Source organism: Streptomyces sp. NPDC026522 (assembly GCF_055567555.1).
Genome location: NZ_JBVHQF010000004.1, coordinates 341,373 through 355,110, shown reverse-complemented (window position 1 = coordinate 355,110; position 13,738 = coordinate 341,373). Strand labels below are relative to the sequence as shown.

The 13,738-nt window shown below is 72.9% G+C and carries 10 protein-coding genes; 5 read left to right on the top strand and 5 right to left on the bottom strand.

Going from position 1 to position 13,738, the window contains the following annotated elements; all coding sequences use genetic code 11:
* Positions 1-67 precede the first annotated feature (67 nt).
* Positions 68-499 (top strand): hypothetical protein, encoded by a 432-nt coding sequence (locus ACZ4M3_RS13015; RefSeq protein ID WP_467731880.1) that lies wholly within the window; start codon positions 68-70, stop codon positions 497-499.
* 90 nt (positions 500-589) lie between these two features.
* On the top strand, positions 590-2,023 hold the full coding sequence (locus ACZ4M3_RS13010; protein ID WP_467731878.1) for a S28 family serine protease: 1,434 nt from the start codon (positions 590-592) through the stop codon (positions 2,021-2,023).
* 36 nt (positions 2,024-2,059) lie between these two features.
* Here the strand turns inward: ACZ4M3_RS13010 and ACZ4M3_RS13005 are convergent, their stop codons facing one another.
* Together ACZ4M3_RS13005 and ACZ4M3_RS13000 are read right to left on the bottom strand one after the other, a co-directional pair.
* A complete protein-coding gene (locus ACZ4M3_RS13005) occupies positions 2,060-3,919 on the bottom strand; it encodes a glycoside hydrolase family 3 protein (protein ID WP_467731876.1) in 1,860 nt (619 codons plus the stop codon).
* Between the two features lie 10 nt (positions 3,920-3,929).
* Positions 3,930-4,913, bottom strand: a complete 984-nt coding sequence (locus ACZ4M3_RS13000; protein WP_467731874.1) for a LysR substrate-binding domain-containing protein — start codon at positions 4,911-4,913, stop codon at positions 3,930-3,932.
* 104 nt (positions 4,914-5,017) lie between these two features.
* On the opposite strand from ACZ4M3_RS13000, the gene ACZ4M3_RS12995 reads away from it, so the two are divergent.
* Positions 5,018-5,944 (top strand): EamA family transporter, encoded by a 927-nt coding sequence (locus ACZ4M3_RS12995; RefSeq protein ID WP_467731872.1) that lies wholly within the window; start codon positions 5,018-5,020, stop codon positions 5,942-5,944.
* On the opposite strand, the gene ACZ4M3_RS12990 is transcribed toward ACZ4M3_RS12995, so the two are convergent.
* A complete protein-coding gene (locus ACZ4M3_RS12990; RefSeq protein ID WP_467731870.1) occupies positions 5,895-6,245 on the bottom strand; it encodes a hypothetical protein in 351 nt (116 codons plus the stop codon). The two genes, ACZ4M3_RS12995 and ACZ4M3_RS12990, sit on opposite strands and share 50 nt — an antisense overlap.
* A gap of 155 nt (positions 6,246-6,400) precedes the next feature.
* A complete protein-coding gene (locus ACZ4M3_RS12985) occupies positions 6,401-6,949 on the bottom strand; it encodes a DUF937 domain-containing protein (protein WP_467731868.1) in 549 nt (182 codons plus the stop codon).
* A 312-nt stretch (positions 6,950-7,261) separates the two neighbouring features.
* Here ACZ4M3_RS12985 and recD2 point away from each other — a divergent pair, with 312 nt between their 5' ends.
* Together recD2 and ACZ4M3_RS12975 are read left to right on the top strand one after the other, a co-directional pair.
* Positions 7,262-9,505 (top strand): SF1B family DNA helicase RecD2, encoded by a 2,244-nt coding sequence (gene recD2 / locus ACZ4M3_RS12980; RefSeq protein WP_467731866.1) that lies wholly within the window; start codon positions 7,262-7,264, stop codon positions 9,503-9,505.
* 182 nt (positions 9,506-9,687) lie between these two features.
* The gene (locus ACZ4M3_RS12975) at positions 9,688-10,977 is read left to right on the top strand and encodes a citrate synthase (RefSeq protein WP_030229520.1); all 1,290 of its coding nucleotides are present in this window, start codon (positions 9,688-9,690) and stop codon (positions 10,975-10,977) included.
* Positions 10,978-11,375: 398 nt separating this feature from the next.
* On the opposite strand, the gene ACZ4M3_RS12970 is transcribed toward ACZ4M3_RS12975, so the two are convergent.
* Positions 11,376-13,667, bottom strand: a complete 2,292-nt coding sequence (locus tag ACZ4M3_RS12970; protein ID WP_467731864.1) for a heavy metal translocating P-type ATPase — start codon at positions 13,665-13,667, stop codon at positions 11,376-11,378.
* Positions 13,668-13,738: the final 71 nt, after the last annotated feature.

Below are 13,738 nucleotides of genomic sequence, written 5' to 3'. Positions count from 1 at the left end.
CAACCTTCCGGGGACCCGGGGCGTCGTACGGACGTACGTGTTACGTACGACTGATCGGGGGGCCGGGATGTTGACGCAGGCGTGGCGGCGGGGGAGCGGGGGGCGCGGCCAGGGGCGTGCCCTGGCCCTGGGGGCGTTCGCGGCGGCGTTGTCGCTCGCCGGGGGCGCGCTGCTCACGGCGGCTCCGGCGTGGGCCGCCGCCGAGGACGAGCTCTGCCCGGGCCGGCTGGTCAAGGTGCTGCCGTTCCCGGCCGGCGAGGGGGAGGTGCGCGTGTACAAGAGCCGCGCCCACGTGTGCGCCCTGACGGTCGCCACCAGGCCGGGCGGGCGCCGCCGGATGGTGGTGAGCGTTCAGCCGCGTGGCGGTGTCCCGGTCGCCGATGCGGGGCGGTTCACCCGTTACGCGGGCCCCGTCACCGTCGGCGCGATCAGCCGGTGCGTGTATGTAAGGGGGAACGTAGCGGCCGGATCGGTCGATACCGGCTGGATCCTGTGCTGACGAGTTCCCCGCGGCCCAACTTGGTCTGTTCAGAGGCGCGTTGGCCCCGCTAGGTTCACGGCGACCGAAGTGAACGCAAGGGGAGGGCGAATGCGCAAGACGCTCGGATGGCTGCTGTCGCTCGTGGTGCTCATCGGCACCATGGGCGCGGCCGGCACCACGGCACAAGCGGCCACCGCCGCGGGGCCGGCCGCCGCCGCGGACATCAAGGACCAGATCCTCGGCATCCCGGGGATGAGCCTGATCGAGGAGAAGCCGTACCCCGGGTACCGCTTCTTCGTGCTCGACTTCGAGCAGCCGGTCGACCACCGCCAGCCCTCGAAGGGCACCTTCAAGCAGCGCCTGACCCTGCTGCACAAGGACACGTCCCGGCCCACGGTCTTCTACACCTCCGGCTACAACGTGAACACCAGCCCGCGCCGGAGCGAGCCGACGACCATCGTCGACGGCAACCAGGTGTCCCTGGAGTATCGATTCTTCACGCCCTCCCGGCCCGACCCGGCCAACTGGGCGAACCTGGACATCTGGCAGGCCGCCAGCGACCAGCACCGCATCTTCACCGCTCTGAAGAAGATCTACAGCAAGAACTGGATCGCCACGGGCGGCAGCAAGGGCGGCATGACGGCGACGTACTACGAGCGGTTCTACCCGCGCGACATGGACGGCGTCGTCGCCTACGTCGCACCGAACGACGTCAACAACAAGGAGGACTCGGCCTACGACCGGTTCCTCGCCAAGGTCGGCACCAAGGAGTGCCGCGACAAGCTCAACGCGGTGCAGCGCGAGGCGCTCGTCCGCCGCGAGCCGCTGGAGGCCAAGTACGCGGCCGCGGCCGCCGAGAACGGCTGGACCTTCACCACCGTCGGCAGCCTCGACAAGGCGTACGAGGCCGTGGTGCTCGACTACACCTGGGCCTTCTGGCAGTACAGCCTGCTCGCCGACTGCGCCGGCATCCCGGCCGCGGCGACCGCCTCCGACCAGGAGATCTGGGACACCGTCGACACCATCTCCGGCTTCTCGGCCTACACCGACCAGGGGCTGGAGACGTACACGCCGTACTACTACCAGGCGGGTACGCAGCTCGGTTCGCCCGACATCAAGCAGCCGCACCTCAAGGGGCTGACCCGCTACGGCTACCAGCCGCCGCGCGACTTCGTACCGCGTGACATCCCGATGACCTTCCAGCCGGGAGCCATGGCCGACGTCGACGCCTGGGTGCGCACCCACGCGGACCGGATGCTGTTCGTGTACGGGCAGAACGACCCGTGGGGCGCCGAACCGTTCCACCTCGGCTACGGGGTCAAGGACAGCTACGTGATGATCGCGCCGGGCGCCAACCACGGGGCCAACGTCGCCAAGCTCCAGGACGGCGAGCGGACCCTCGCGACCGCGCGGATCCTCCAGTGGGCCGGAGTGGCCCCGGCCGCCGCCCTCGCCGACGCGGGCCGCGCGGCGCCGCTGGCCAAGCCGGACCCGCGGCTCGACCAGCAGGACCTCCCGCGCGAGGCGCAGTTGCGCCCGTAGCTCCGGGGCCGCGGGGCCGCGGGCCGGCGCACGCGCTCAGTCGTACGCCAGCCCGTGGCCCAGCGGGTAGCGGCCCGGCACCGCGACCGGCAGCCGGCCCGCCGGGCGCCGCGCACCGGTGAGCACCCGGGCCGCCGCCCGCATCTCCACGTCCGTCCAGCCGTACGTGGCCACCTCCGCGGCGCACTCCGGGAGCCGGGCGCCGTCGTAGGGGTTGCGGACCGCGACGGCCACCACGGGTACCCCGGTGGCCAGCAGGTCCGCCACCAGCGTCCGCTGCGGGCTGTCGCCCTCCGGGACGTCGTACGTGCACACCAGCACCGCCGCGTGGCCCGGCGCGGCCGCCACCGCCCCTTCGGGAGGCACCGCCGTGGCCCGGCAGCCCAGGGCCGCCAGTTCCCGCGCCAGTACCTCCGTAGGGGGCCCGGTGGTACCGCTGGGGGAGGGCGGGGCGGCGCCCGTCACCAGTACCCGGGGCGCGGCCGCGGCGTCCAGCGGCAGCAACCCGGCCGGATTGGCCAGCAGGGTCGTGGTCCCGGCCGCGATCTCGTCGGCGGCCGCCAGGTGGCCGGCCGGCCCCACCACGTCCGCCAGGTCCGCCGCCGCGGTGTACGGCGCGGCGAACAGGCCCCGGCGCGCCTTGAGTTCCAGGATCCGCAGCACCGACTCCTCGATCCGGGCCACCGTCAGCTCGCCCGACTCGACGGCGGCCAGCACGCTGCGGTACGCCAGCGCCAGGTCCGGCGGGTTCAGCAACTGGTCGCAGCCCGCCTTGAGCGCGAGCACCGGGATCCGGTCGTTGCCGTACTTCTGGCGGACCCCGGCCATGTCCAGCGCGTCGGTGACCACCACCCCGCCGAAGCCGAGCCGGTCGCGCAGGATGCCGGTCACGATCGGCCGCGAGAGGGTCGCCGGGTCCCCCGAGGGATCGAGCGCGGGGAAGACGATGTGCGCCGTCATGACCGCGTCCACGCCGGCCGCGACGGCCGCCCGGAACGGCGGCTCGTCCAGCTCCTCCCACTCGGCGCGGGTGTGCCGCATCACCGGGAGCCCCACATGGCTGTCGGTCCCGGTGTCCCCGTGCCCGGGGAAGTGCTTGGCGGTCGCCGCCACCCCCGCGCCCTGGTAGCCGCGCACCTGGGCGGCGGTCAGCGCTGCCACCGCCAGCGGGTCGGCGCCGAAGGACCGTACGCCGATCACCGGGTTCGCCGGGTTCACGTTCACGTCCGCGACCGGCGCGTAGTCCTGCCGGATGCCCAGCGCGGCCAGCTCCGCGCCGGCGATCCGCGCGGCCCGGCGGGCCTCGGCGGTCGAACCCGTCGCGCGGTGGCCGGCGCCGAGCGCCATCGCCCCCGGCAGCAGGGTCGCGGGCTTGCCGATCCGGGCGACCGCGCCGTGCTCCTGGTCGATGGACAGCAGCAGCGCGACGCCCGAGCCGGAGCCGGTGGCCGCCTGCTGGAGGCCCTGCGACAGCGCGGCGATCTGCTGCGGGCCGCGGGTATTGTGCGCCCACCCGAAGTAGATGATCCCGCCCAGGTGGTAGCGGGCGACGAGCTCCGCGGCGGTGCGCACCCCGAACTGCGCCAGGTTCAGCTCCGCGTCCGCCGGGTCGGGAGCGGTCGCGGAATGCCCGTAGGCCCGGGACACGAACAGCTGGCCGACCTTCTCGGCCAGGCTCATCCCGTCCAGCAGCCGGCGCAGCGCCGCCCGGTCCGGGTAGCGGCCCGGCGCGCCCCCGGGCCCGGAGTCCGGTGGGTGCGGGTCGTCGGTGGCACCGTCAGGGCTGCTGTCAGGTCTGCTGCGGACGCCCGAGGCGGAGGAGGCGGCCCCGGTGGCCGTGACGGCGGCCAGGGCGGCCGCGGTGAGCAGGGACCGGCGGGAGGCGTGGTTCGGCACGCGCCGGACCCTACTGCCGGGCGGCCTCCCCGCAGCCGCGGACACTCGCGCGGTCCCCCGGAAGTGGCCCCTCGGGAGCAGCGGAGCGGCCGTCCGCCCGGCCCGTCCAGTGCGCCTGGAGCGCGTGGACCGCCGCGGTGATCGCCGGGCGGCGGGCCGCCCCCGTGCGCCACAGCGCGTACAGCCGCCGGACCGGCCCCGGCTCCAGCGGCACGGCCACCGCCCCCTCGGGCAGTGTGCCCGTGCCCAGCCGCGGTACGACCGCCACCCCGAGCCCCGCCGCCACCAGGGCGACGATGGTGTGGTTCTCCTCGGCGACGTGCGCGATGTCGGGCTCGAACCCGGCCGAGCGCAGGGTCCGCACCAGCCAGTCGTGGCAGACCCGCCCCGGGGGCTGGCACACCCACCGCTCGCCGCCCAGGTCCGCCCGGCGGACCACGGCGCGCGCGGTGAACGGATGCCCGGCCGGGACCACCAGGTCGCAGTGGTCGTCGCCGATCACCGCCTGCTCGATGCCCTCGGGGGCCGGGAGCGGGGCGATGTCCCAATCGTGCGCCACCGCCAGGTCGGTGACCCCGCGCGCCACGAGGTCCACCGACAGGTGCGGGTCCACCTCCGTCAGCCGGACGTCCAGCGCCGGATGCCGCGCGGCCAGCTCGGCCAGCACCCCGGGCAGCAGCCCGCGCGCCGCCGAGGCGAAGGCGGCCACCGTCAGCAGCCCGCTCGGCTGTCCCCGGCGCTCCTCCAGCGTCGTCTCCGCCCGCTCCACGATCGCCAGCAACTCCCGTGCGGTATCGGCGAGATGGCGGGCCTCCTCGGTGAGGGCGACCCCGCGCCCGCGCCGCTCCAGCAGTGTCGTGCGGGTCTCCCGCTCCAGTTTGGCGATCTGCTGCGAGACGGCCGAGGGGGTGTAGCCGAGGGCGGCCGCCGCGCCCGCGACGGAGCCGTGGACCGAGACGGCGTGCAGGGCGCGCAGCCGGGAGAGGTCGAGCATGCCGCGATGGTAGCGCCGCCCGACCGGACGCGTAAGCGTTGCTTCATCCATATCGGAAGAGATCCGCGCTGGTGCTACACGGTCCGGCCGCCGATGCTCGGAGCATGCGTCCCGTACACACCGCACTCGCCGTACTGGTCACCGCCGTATGGGGGTTCAACTTCGTCGTCATCCAGATCGGGCTCGGCCACTTCCCGCCGCTGCTCCTGTCCGCCCTGCGGTTCCTCGTCGCCGCGCTGCCCGCCGTGTTCTTCGTCGGCCGCCCCAAGGTGGCGTGGAAGTGGGTCGCGGGCGTCGGAGTGGCCCTCGGCATCGCGAAGTTCGGCCTGCTGTTCACCGGCATGGCCGCCGGGATGCCCGCCGGGCTGTCCTCGCTCGTCCTCCAGGTCCAGGCCGTCTTCACCGCCGTCCTCGCCGCCGTCGTGCTGCGCGAGCGGCCCGGGCCGCTGCGGGTGCTCGGCATGGGCGTGGCGCTCGCCGGGATCGTGGTCGCCGCCCTGGACGAGGGCGCCTCGGGGCCGGTCACCGGCTTCACGCTCGTCGTGGCGGCCGCCGCCTGCTGGGGCGTGTCCAACGTACTGACCCGCAGGGCCGCGCCGCCCGACGCGCTGAACTTCATGGTGTGGGTGTGCACCGTCCCGGTGCTGCCGCTGGTCGGGCTGTCGCTGCTGCTGGAGGGGCCCGAGCGGGACCTGGCGGCGCTGCGCGCCCTTGACTGGTCCGGCCTCGCCGTCATCGGGTACGTCGCCTGGGTGTCGACGGTGTTCGGCTTCGGCGCCTGGGGCTATCTGTTGCGCCGCTACCCGGCCTCCGCGGTGGCCCCGTTCTCGCTGCTGGTTCCGGTGTTCGGCATGTCGTCGGCCGCGCTGGTGCTCGGCGAGGGCGTCTCGGGCCCGCGCTGGCTGGCCGCCGCGCTGCTCGTCGGCGGGGTGGGGCTGACGTCACTGGCCCCCGCGCGCGCGAAGCCCCGTACGGCGGCGGTCAGCCCGGCGGCTCCTGCCGCAGCGGCAGCCGCCAGTCCCGCCCCGTGAGGGCGACGCCGCAGGACCGGCGCGGAGGCTCCGCGACCAGCGTGAAGCCGGCCCGCTCGTACGACGCCGTGGCCGCGCGCCCGCGGCTCGACCCGGAGCAGCCGCAGTCGCGCCGTGCCCGCCCGCCCTCGGGTACGCACATCACCGAGCCGACCGGCCGGCCGTCGAGCTCGGCGGTCCAGACCCGCTCCACGTGCGGGTCGTGGTCCTCGGCGAAAGCGGCGACGATCCGGGCCACCAGGCCCTCGAACTCCTGGTTCCAGCCGTACTGGGCGGCGTAGAGCGCGCCGTGCCGCTGCACGACCCAGCCCAGCTCGCCGGGCTCCGGGCCGCGCAGCCGTACCGGCCCGGCCGGCGGGTCTCCAGGGGCCTCATGGGGCCCGAGGACAGCGAGGCCCAGGGCCCCGCTCCCGGCCCGCTCCCCTCCGGCTCCGGCCCGGTCCGCTCCCGTTCCGGTTACTTCTTCCCGCCGCCCAGGATCTGGCCGAGCAGGTCGCCGAGGCCGCCGCCCGCGGACGGGGCCGTGCCGGGGGCCGGGGTCCCGGCACCGTTGCCGGCCGCGCGCTTGGCGAAGACCGCGAGCACCGCCGGGATCAGCATCTCCACGACCCGGCTGACGGTGGCCGCCGGGATGCCCGTCTTCTTCGAGACGGCGTTCGCGACGGGCCCGCTGGCCTTGGCCAGCACCCCGGCCATCATCGAGCCGCCGAGCAGGCCGCCGAGGCCGCCGCCCAAGGTGGCCACGCCCTGGAGCGGGGCGCCCGCCCCTGCCGTCCCTCCCGGCCCTTGCGCCCCGCCCACCTCGGCGAACGCCTGGCGCACCGAGCGGCCCTCGTCGTCGTCGGAGCCGGCCTTCTGCCGCAGGTCGCCGGTCATGGCGCCGACCGTGGTGGTGACGGTTTCGCGCGCGCCGTCGGTGTCCGTGCCGAGCAGACCGGCGATCTCGGTCAGCCGGTCGTCGCCGAGCTCGGTCAGCACGTCGTCCTGGAAGGAGGATTCGCTCATGCCGGAAACGCTACGTGCGGCCCGGTTTGCCGGCACCCCGGACGCGCCGGTCGCCGTACGACGGACGCCTTGAGTAATGGTGAAGTAAAGACCTGGGTCCGGGTGCAACCACCGGTGGCGGAGGCGGGTCGTATGGAGCGTCGGTACTTCCGGGAGGGGATCTGGGGGGATCGGGAAGTCCGGCACGGGAGGGGTAACCGTGAGGGGGTCCGGCCGCAAGGCCGGGCCCCTTTTCGGTTCACCGCCGGGGCCCCCGTTCCGGTTCGTCCACAGGCGCGGCGCGCTGTCGGCGGCGACCGGTACTTTCTTGGCATGACGAGCAACGGGGCAGTGCAACTCGCGGTGGTCGAGGGGGTGCTGGAACGCATCACGTACGCCAACGAGGAGAGCGGCTACACGGTCGCCCGGGTCGACACCGGCCGGGGCGCCGGAGACCTGCTGACCGTCGTCGGGTCACTGCTCGGCGCGCAGCCCGGCGAGTCGCTGCGGATGGAGGGCCGCTGGGGCTCCCACCCGCAGTACGGCAAGCAGTTCAGCGTGGAGAACTACTCCACCATCCTGCCCGCCACCATCCAGGGCATCCGGCGCTACCTCGGCTCCGGCCTGATCAAGGGCATCGGCCCGAAGATCGCCGAGCGCATCGTCGACCACTTCGGCACCGACACCCTCGATGTGATCGAGGGCGAACCGAAGCGGCTGATCGAGGTCCCCGGCCTCGGCCCCAAGCGGACCAAGCTGATCGGCGCCGCCTGGGAGGAGCAGAAGGCCATCAAGGAGGTCATGGTCTTCCTCCAGGGCGTCGGCGTCTCCACCTCCATCGCGGTCCGCATCTACAAGAAGTACGGGGACGCCTCCATCTCCGTGGTCCGCAACCAGCCCTACCGGCTCGCCGCCGACGTCTGGGGCATCGGCTTCCTCACCGCCGACCGCATCGCCCAGGCCGTGGGCATCCCGCACGACAGCCCGGAACGGGTCAAGGCCGGGCTCCAGTACGCCCTGTCCCAGTCCACCGACCAGGGCCACTGCTTCCTCCCGGAGGAACGGCTGATCGCCGACGGGGTCAAGCTGCTCCAGGTCGACACCGGGCTGGTCATCGAATGCCTGGCCGAACTGGCCGCGGACCCGGAGGGAGTCGTCCGTGAGTCCGTACCCGATCCGCAGGGCGGTCCGCCGCTCACCGCCGTGTACCTGGTCCCCTTCCACCGGGCCGAGCTGTCGCTGGTCGGCCAGGTCCGCCGGCTGCTGCACGCCGAGGAGGACCGGATGCCCGGCTTCCAGGACGTGGACTGGGACAAGGCCCTGGCCTGGCTGGCCACCCGCACCGGCGCCACGCTCGCCCCGGAGCAGCGGGACGCCGTCCAGCTGGCCCTCACCCGCCGGGTAGCCGTCCTCACCGGCGGGCCCGGCTGCGGCAAGTCCTTCACCGTGCGCTCGATCGTGGAACTGGCCCGCGCCAAGAAGGCGAAGGTGGTCCTGGCCGCGCCCACCGGTCGGGCCGCGAAGCGGCTCTCGGAGCTGACCGGGGCCGACGCCTCCACCGTGCACCGGCTGCTGGAGCTCAAACCAGGCGGTGACGCGGCCTTCGACCGGGACCGGCCCTTGGAGGCGGATCTCGTCGTGGTGGACGAGGCCTCGATGCTCGATCTGCTGCTGGCGAACAAACTGGTGAAGGCGGTGGCCCCCGGCGCGCACCTGCTGCTGGTCGGGGACGTGGACCAGCTGCCGTCCGTGGGCGCGGGCGAGGTGCTCCGGGACCTGCTCGCCGAGGGCGGCCCGGTGCCCGCCGTCCGGCTGACCCGGATCTTCCGCCAGGCCCAGCAGTCGGGTGTGGTCACCAACGCCCACCGGATCAACACCGGTGTGCCGCCCATCACCGACGGGCTGCCGGACTTCTTCCTCTTCCCCGAAGAGGACACCGAGGAGGCCGGCCGGCTCACCGTAGACGTGGCCGCACGGCGGATTCCGGCCAGATTCGGCCTCGACCCGCGCCGCGACATCCAGGTGCTCGCGCCGATGCACCGGGGCCCCGCCGGGGCCGGCAACCTCAACGGCCTGCTCCAGCAGGCGGTCACCCCGGCCCGCCCCGGCCTGCCCGAGAAGCGGTTCGGCGGCCGGGTCTTCCGGGTGGGCGACAAGGTGACCCAGATCCGGAACAACTACGAGAAGGGCGCCAACGGCGTCTTCAACGGCACGGTCGGTGTCGTCACCGGCCTCGACCTGGACGAACAGCGCCTGACGGTGCGCACGGAAGAGGACGAGGAGGTCGCGTACGAGTTCTCGGAGCTCGATGAGCTGGCCCACGCGTACGCCGTCACCATCCACCGCTCGCAGGGGAGCGAGTATCCGGCCGTCGTGATCCCGGTCACCACCGGCGCCTGGATGATGCTCCAGCGAAATCTGCTCTACACGGCGGTGACGAGGGCGAAGAAACTGGTCGTCCTGGTCGGGTCACGCAAGGCGCTCGGCCAGGCGGTGCGTACCGTTTCCGCAGGCAGGAGGTACACGGCGGTCGCCCCCAGGCTGTCCGGCCGGATACCGGTGGGAAACATCACCTAGATGATCGATCATTTGGGGTTCCCGGCAGTGCGCGCAGGGGGCAGGATATTCAGATTGAAGGCACTCAGTGCCGTCAGAAGCACCAAAGGCCGACCCCGAGTGCACTCTCCTGCGCCAAATGGGGGAAGGTAGAGGCAGTCAGGGCACCTCGAAGAAGAGGCACTACGTCGGTGAGGGATGACGTGAGCGACAACTCTGTAGTACTCCGGTACGCGGACGGTGAATACACCTACCCGGTGGTCGAGAGCACCGTCGGTGACCAGGGCTTCGACATCTCGAAGCTGCGGGCCCAGACCGGGCTCGTCACCTTGGACAGCGGCTACGGCAACACCGCCGCCTACAAGTCCGCGATTACCTACCTCGACGGCGAGCAGGGGATCCTGCGCTACCGCGGCTACCCGATCGAGCAGCTCGCCGAGCGTTCGACCTTCATCGAGGTCGCCTACCTGCTGATCAACGGGGAGCTGCCGACCGTCGACCAGCTCGCGTCGTTCCGCAACGAGATCACCCAGCACACGCTGCTGCACGAGGACGTCAAGCGGTTCTACGACGGCTTCCCGCGCGACGCGCACCCGATGGCGATGCTCTCCTCCGTGGTCAGCGCGCTGTCGACGTTCTACCAGGACAGCCACAACCCGTTCGACGAGAAGCAGCGCCACCTCTCGACGATCCGGCTGCTGGCCAAGCTGCCGACGATCGCGGCGTACGCGTACAAGAAGTCCGTCGGCCACCCGGTGGTCTACCCGCGCAACGACCTCGGCTACGTCGAGAACTTCCTGCGCATGACCTTCTCCGTGCCGGCCCAGGAGTACGACCTGGACCCGGTCGTGGTCTCCGCGCTCGACAAGCTGCTGATCCTGCACGCGGACCACGAGCAGAACTGCTCGACCTCCACCGTGCGTCTGGTCGGCTCCTCGCAGGCGAACATGTTCGCCTCGATCTCCGCCGGCATCTCGGCCCTGTGGGGCCCCCTGCACGGCGGCGCCAACCAGTCGGTGCTGGAGATGCTGGAAGGCATCAAGAACGACGGCGGCGACGTCGACGCCTTCATCCGCAAGGTGAAGAACAAGGAAGACGGCGTCCGCCTCATGGGCTTCGGACACCGCGTCTACAAGAGCTTCGACCCCCGGGCGAAGATCATCAAGGCTGCGGCGCACGATGTCCTCTCGGCGCTCGGCAAGAGCGACGAGCTGCTCGACATCGCGCTGAAGCTGGAAGAGCACGCGCTGGCCGACGAGTACTTCGTCTCGCGCAACCTCTACCCGAACGTGGACTTCTACACCGGTCTCATCTACCGGGCCATGGGCTTCCCGACCGAGATGTTCACCGTGCTCTTCGCGCTCGGCCGGCTCCCCGGCTGGATCGCCCAGTGGCACGAGATGATCAAGGAGCCCGGCTCCCGCATCGGCCGCCCGCGGCAGATCTACACCGGCGAGGTCCTGCGCGACTTCGTCCCGGTCGAGGCCCGCTGACCCGAGGCACCCCCAGCCTGAAAAGGCCCGCGCAACGAAAAGCGCCCCGCCGTCGATCCCCCCACGGGTCGACGGTCGGGGCGCTTTCCTTTCCCCGGAACGGATTCCCCCCACGGGACCCGGACCGGGGTGTCGGCGAGGAGTGCGGACGCGAAGCACTCCGACGGGGTTTCTGCCGGGACCCGTACGGGTCGGGAGGGCCGCTCAAAGCTCCCCGGGGCGCACGTGTCCCGGCCGGCTGATGCCCGGGACGTCCCCCAAGACCTCCCGCGAACGTCCCCCAAGACGTTCCTGGCATCACCCCATTAGACCCGCGCATCCGCCGGATGGTTACGTTCGAATCACTGTGATCTGCGTCTCCTGTGAAGGACTTGTGTGTGCGGTGCGAAGGCAATCCTCTAGCGGAAGGACCGCAACCGCAGGCTGTTGGTCACCACGAAGACCGAAGAAAAGGCCATGGCCGCCCCGGCGATCATCGGGTTGAGCAGCCCGGAAGCCGCCAGCGGCAGTGCGGCCAGGTTGTAGCCGAAGGCCCAGAAGAGGTTGCCCTTGATGGTGGCCAGGGTCCGGCGGGAGAGGCGGATGGCGTCCGCCGCCACCCGCAGGTCGCCCCGGACGAGCGTGAGGTCGCCCGCCTCGATCGCGGCGTCCGTACCGGTCCCCATGGCCAGGCCCAGATCCGCCTGGGCGAGGGCCGCTGCGTCGTTGACGCCGTCCCCCACCATGGCGACCGTACGGCCCTCGGCCTGGAGCCGGCGCACGACCTCCACCTTCTCCTGCGGGAGCACCTCGGCGATCACCTCGTCGATGCCCACCTCGCGGGCCGCGGCCTCGGCCGCGGCCCGGTTGTCGCCCGTCAGCAGCACCGGGGTGAGCCCGAGCGCCCGCAGCCGGGTCACCGCCTCGGCGCTGGTCCCCTTCACCGCGTCGGCCACGCTCAGCACCCCGCGCGGCTGCCCGTCCCAGGCGACCAGCACGGCCGTGGCGCCCGCGGCCTCCGCGGCGGCCAGGGCCCCGGCCAGGGCGGCCGGCAGGGCGGCGACGCCCCGCTCCGCCAGCAGCCGCTCCCGGCCCACCAGTACGGAGCGCCCGCCGACCACGCCCCGTACGCCGAGCCCGGGGAAGTTCTCGAAGTCCGCGGGGACCGGCAGGGCGCCCACCCGCTCGGCGGCGCCCTCCGCGACGGCCCGGGCGACGGGGTGCTCGGAGGCGTGCTCCAGGGAACCGGCCAACCGCAGCAGCTCGGCTTCGTCCACGCCCGGGGCGGGGTGCACCCCGGTCAGGGTCATCCGGCCGGTCGTGACGGTGCCGGTCTTGTCCAGTACGACGGTGTCCACCCGCCGGGTCGACTCCAGCACCTCCGGCCCCTTGATCAGGATGCCGAGCTGGGCGCCCCGGCCGGTGCCGACCATCAGCGCGGTCGGGGTGGCCAGTCCCAGGGCGCAGGGGCAGGCGATGATCAGGACGGCCACGGCGGCGGTGAACGCGGCCGTCGGATCGTCGGTGATCAGCAGCCAGGTCACCCAGGTCCCGAGGGAGAGCAGCAGGACGACGGGCACGAAGACGGCGGAGATCCGGTCGGCGAGGCGCTGCACCCCGGCCTTGCCGTTCTGCGCCTCCTCGACCAGCCGGGCGATCCGGGCCAGCTGGGTGTCCGCGCCGACCCGGGTCGCCTCGACGAGCAGCCGCCCGGAGGTGTTGACGGTGGCGCCGGTGACGGAGTCGCCGACGCCCACGTCGACGGGGAGGGACTCGCCGGTCAGCAGGGACACGTCGACGGCGGAGCTGCCCTCGGCCACCGTGCCGTCGGTGGCGATCTTCTCGCCGGGCCGGACCACGAACCGGTCGCCGACGGCGAGCGCGCCGACCGGGATCCGCACCTCGCGGCCGTCGCGCAGCACGGCGACGTCCTTGGCCCCCAGCTCCAGCAGCGCCTTGAGGGCCGCGCCGGCCTTCCGCTTGGAGCGGGCCTCCAGATAGCGGCCGAGCAGGATGAAGGTGACGACGCCGGCGGCGACCTCCAGGTAGAGGGAGTCGCCCGTCCCGGACGCGGTGAAGGTGAAGCCGTGCCGCATCCCGGTCATTCCGGCGTGGCCGAAGAACAGCGCCCACAGCGACCAGCCGAAGGCGGCGAGCGTGCCGAGCGAGACCAGGGTGTCCATGGTGGCCGCGCCGTGCGTCGCGTTCGTCCAGGCGGCCCGGTGGAAGGGCAGGGCGCCCCACAGGGCGACCGGCGTGGCCAGGAGCAGCGAGAGCCACTGCCAGTCGTCGAACTGGAGGGCCGGGACCATGGCCAGGACCACGACCGGCAGCGCCAGGGCGGCGCTGACAACCAGGCGCCGGCGCAGCGCGGCCGGCGCCTGGTCGGCGGCGTCGGCGGCGCCGGTGGCGGCGTCGGCGCCGTCGGCGGTGGCCTCGCCGGGCTCCGGTGCGGGCGGCGGGGGCTCCTCGGCGGTGTAGCCGGTCTTCACGACGGTCGCGATCAGGTCGGCCACCCGCACGTCACCCGCGTACAAAACCTTCGCCTTCTCGGTGGCGTAGTTCACCGTGGCGCTGACCCCGGCCATCCGGTTCAGCTTCTTCTCGATGCGGGCGGCGCAGGAGGCGCAGGTCATCCCGCCGATGGCCAGCTCGACCTCGGCGGTGCCGGCCACCGCCACCGGTCCTTCGTGCACTGCGCTGCCGCTCATTTCCGGCTCCAAGGGAAAGGCCGGGCCGTACGGGACCAGTATGAGCGGTCCCGTACGACCCGGCGGGGGTC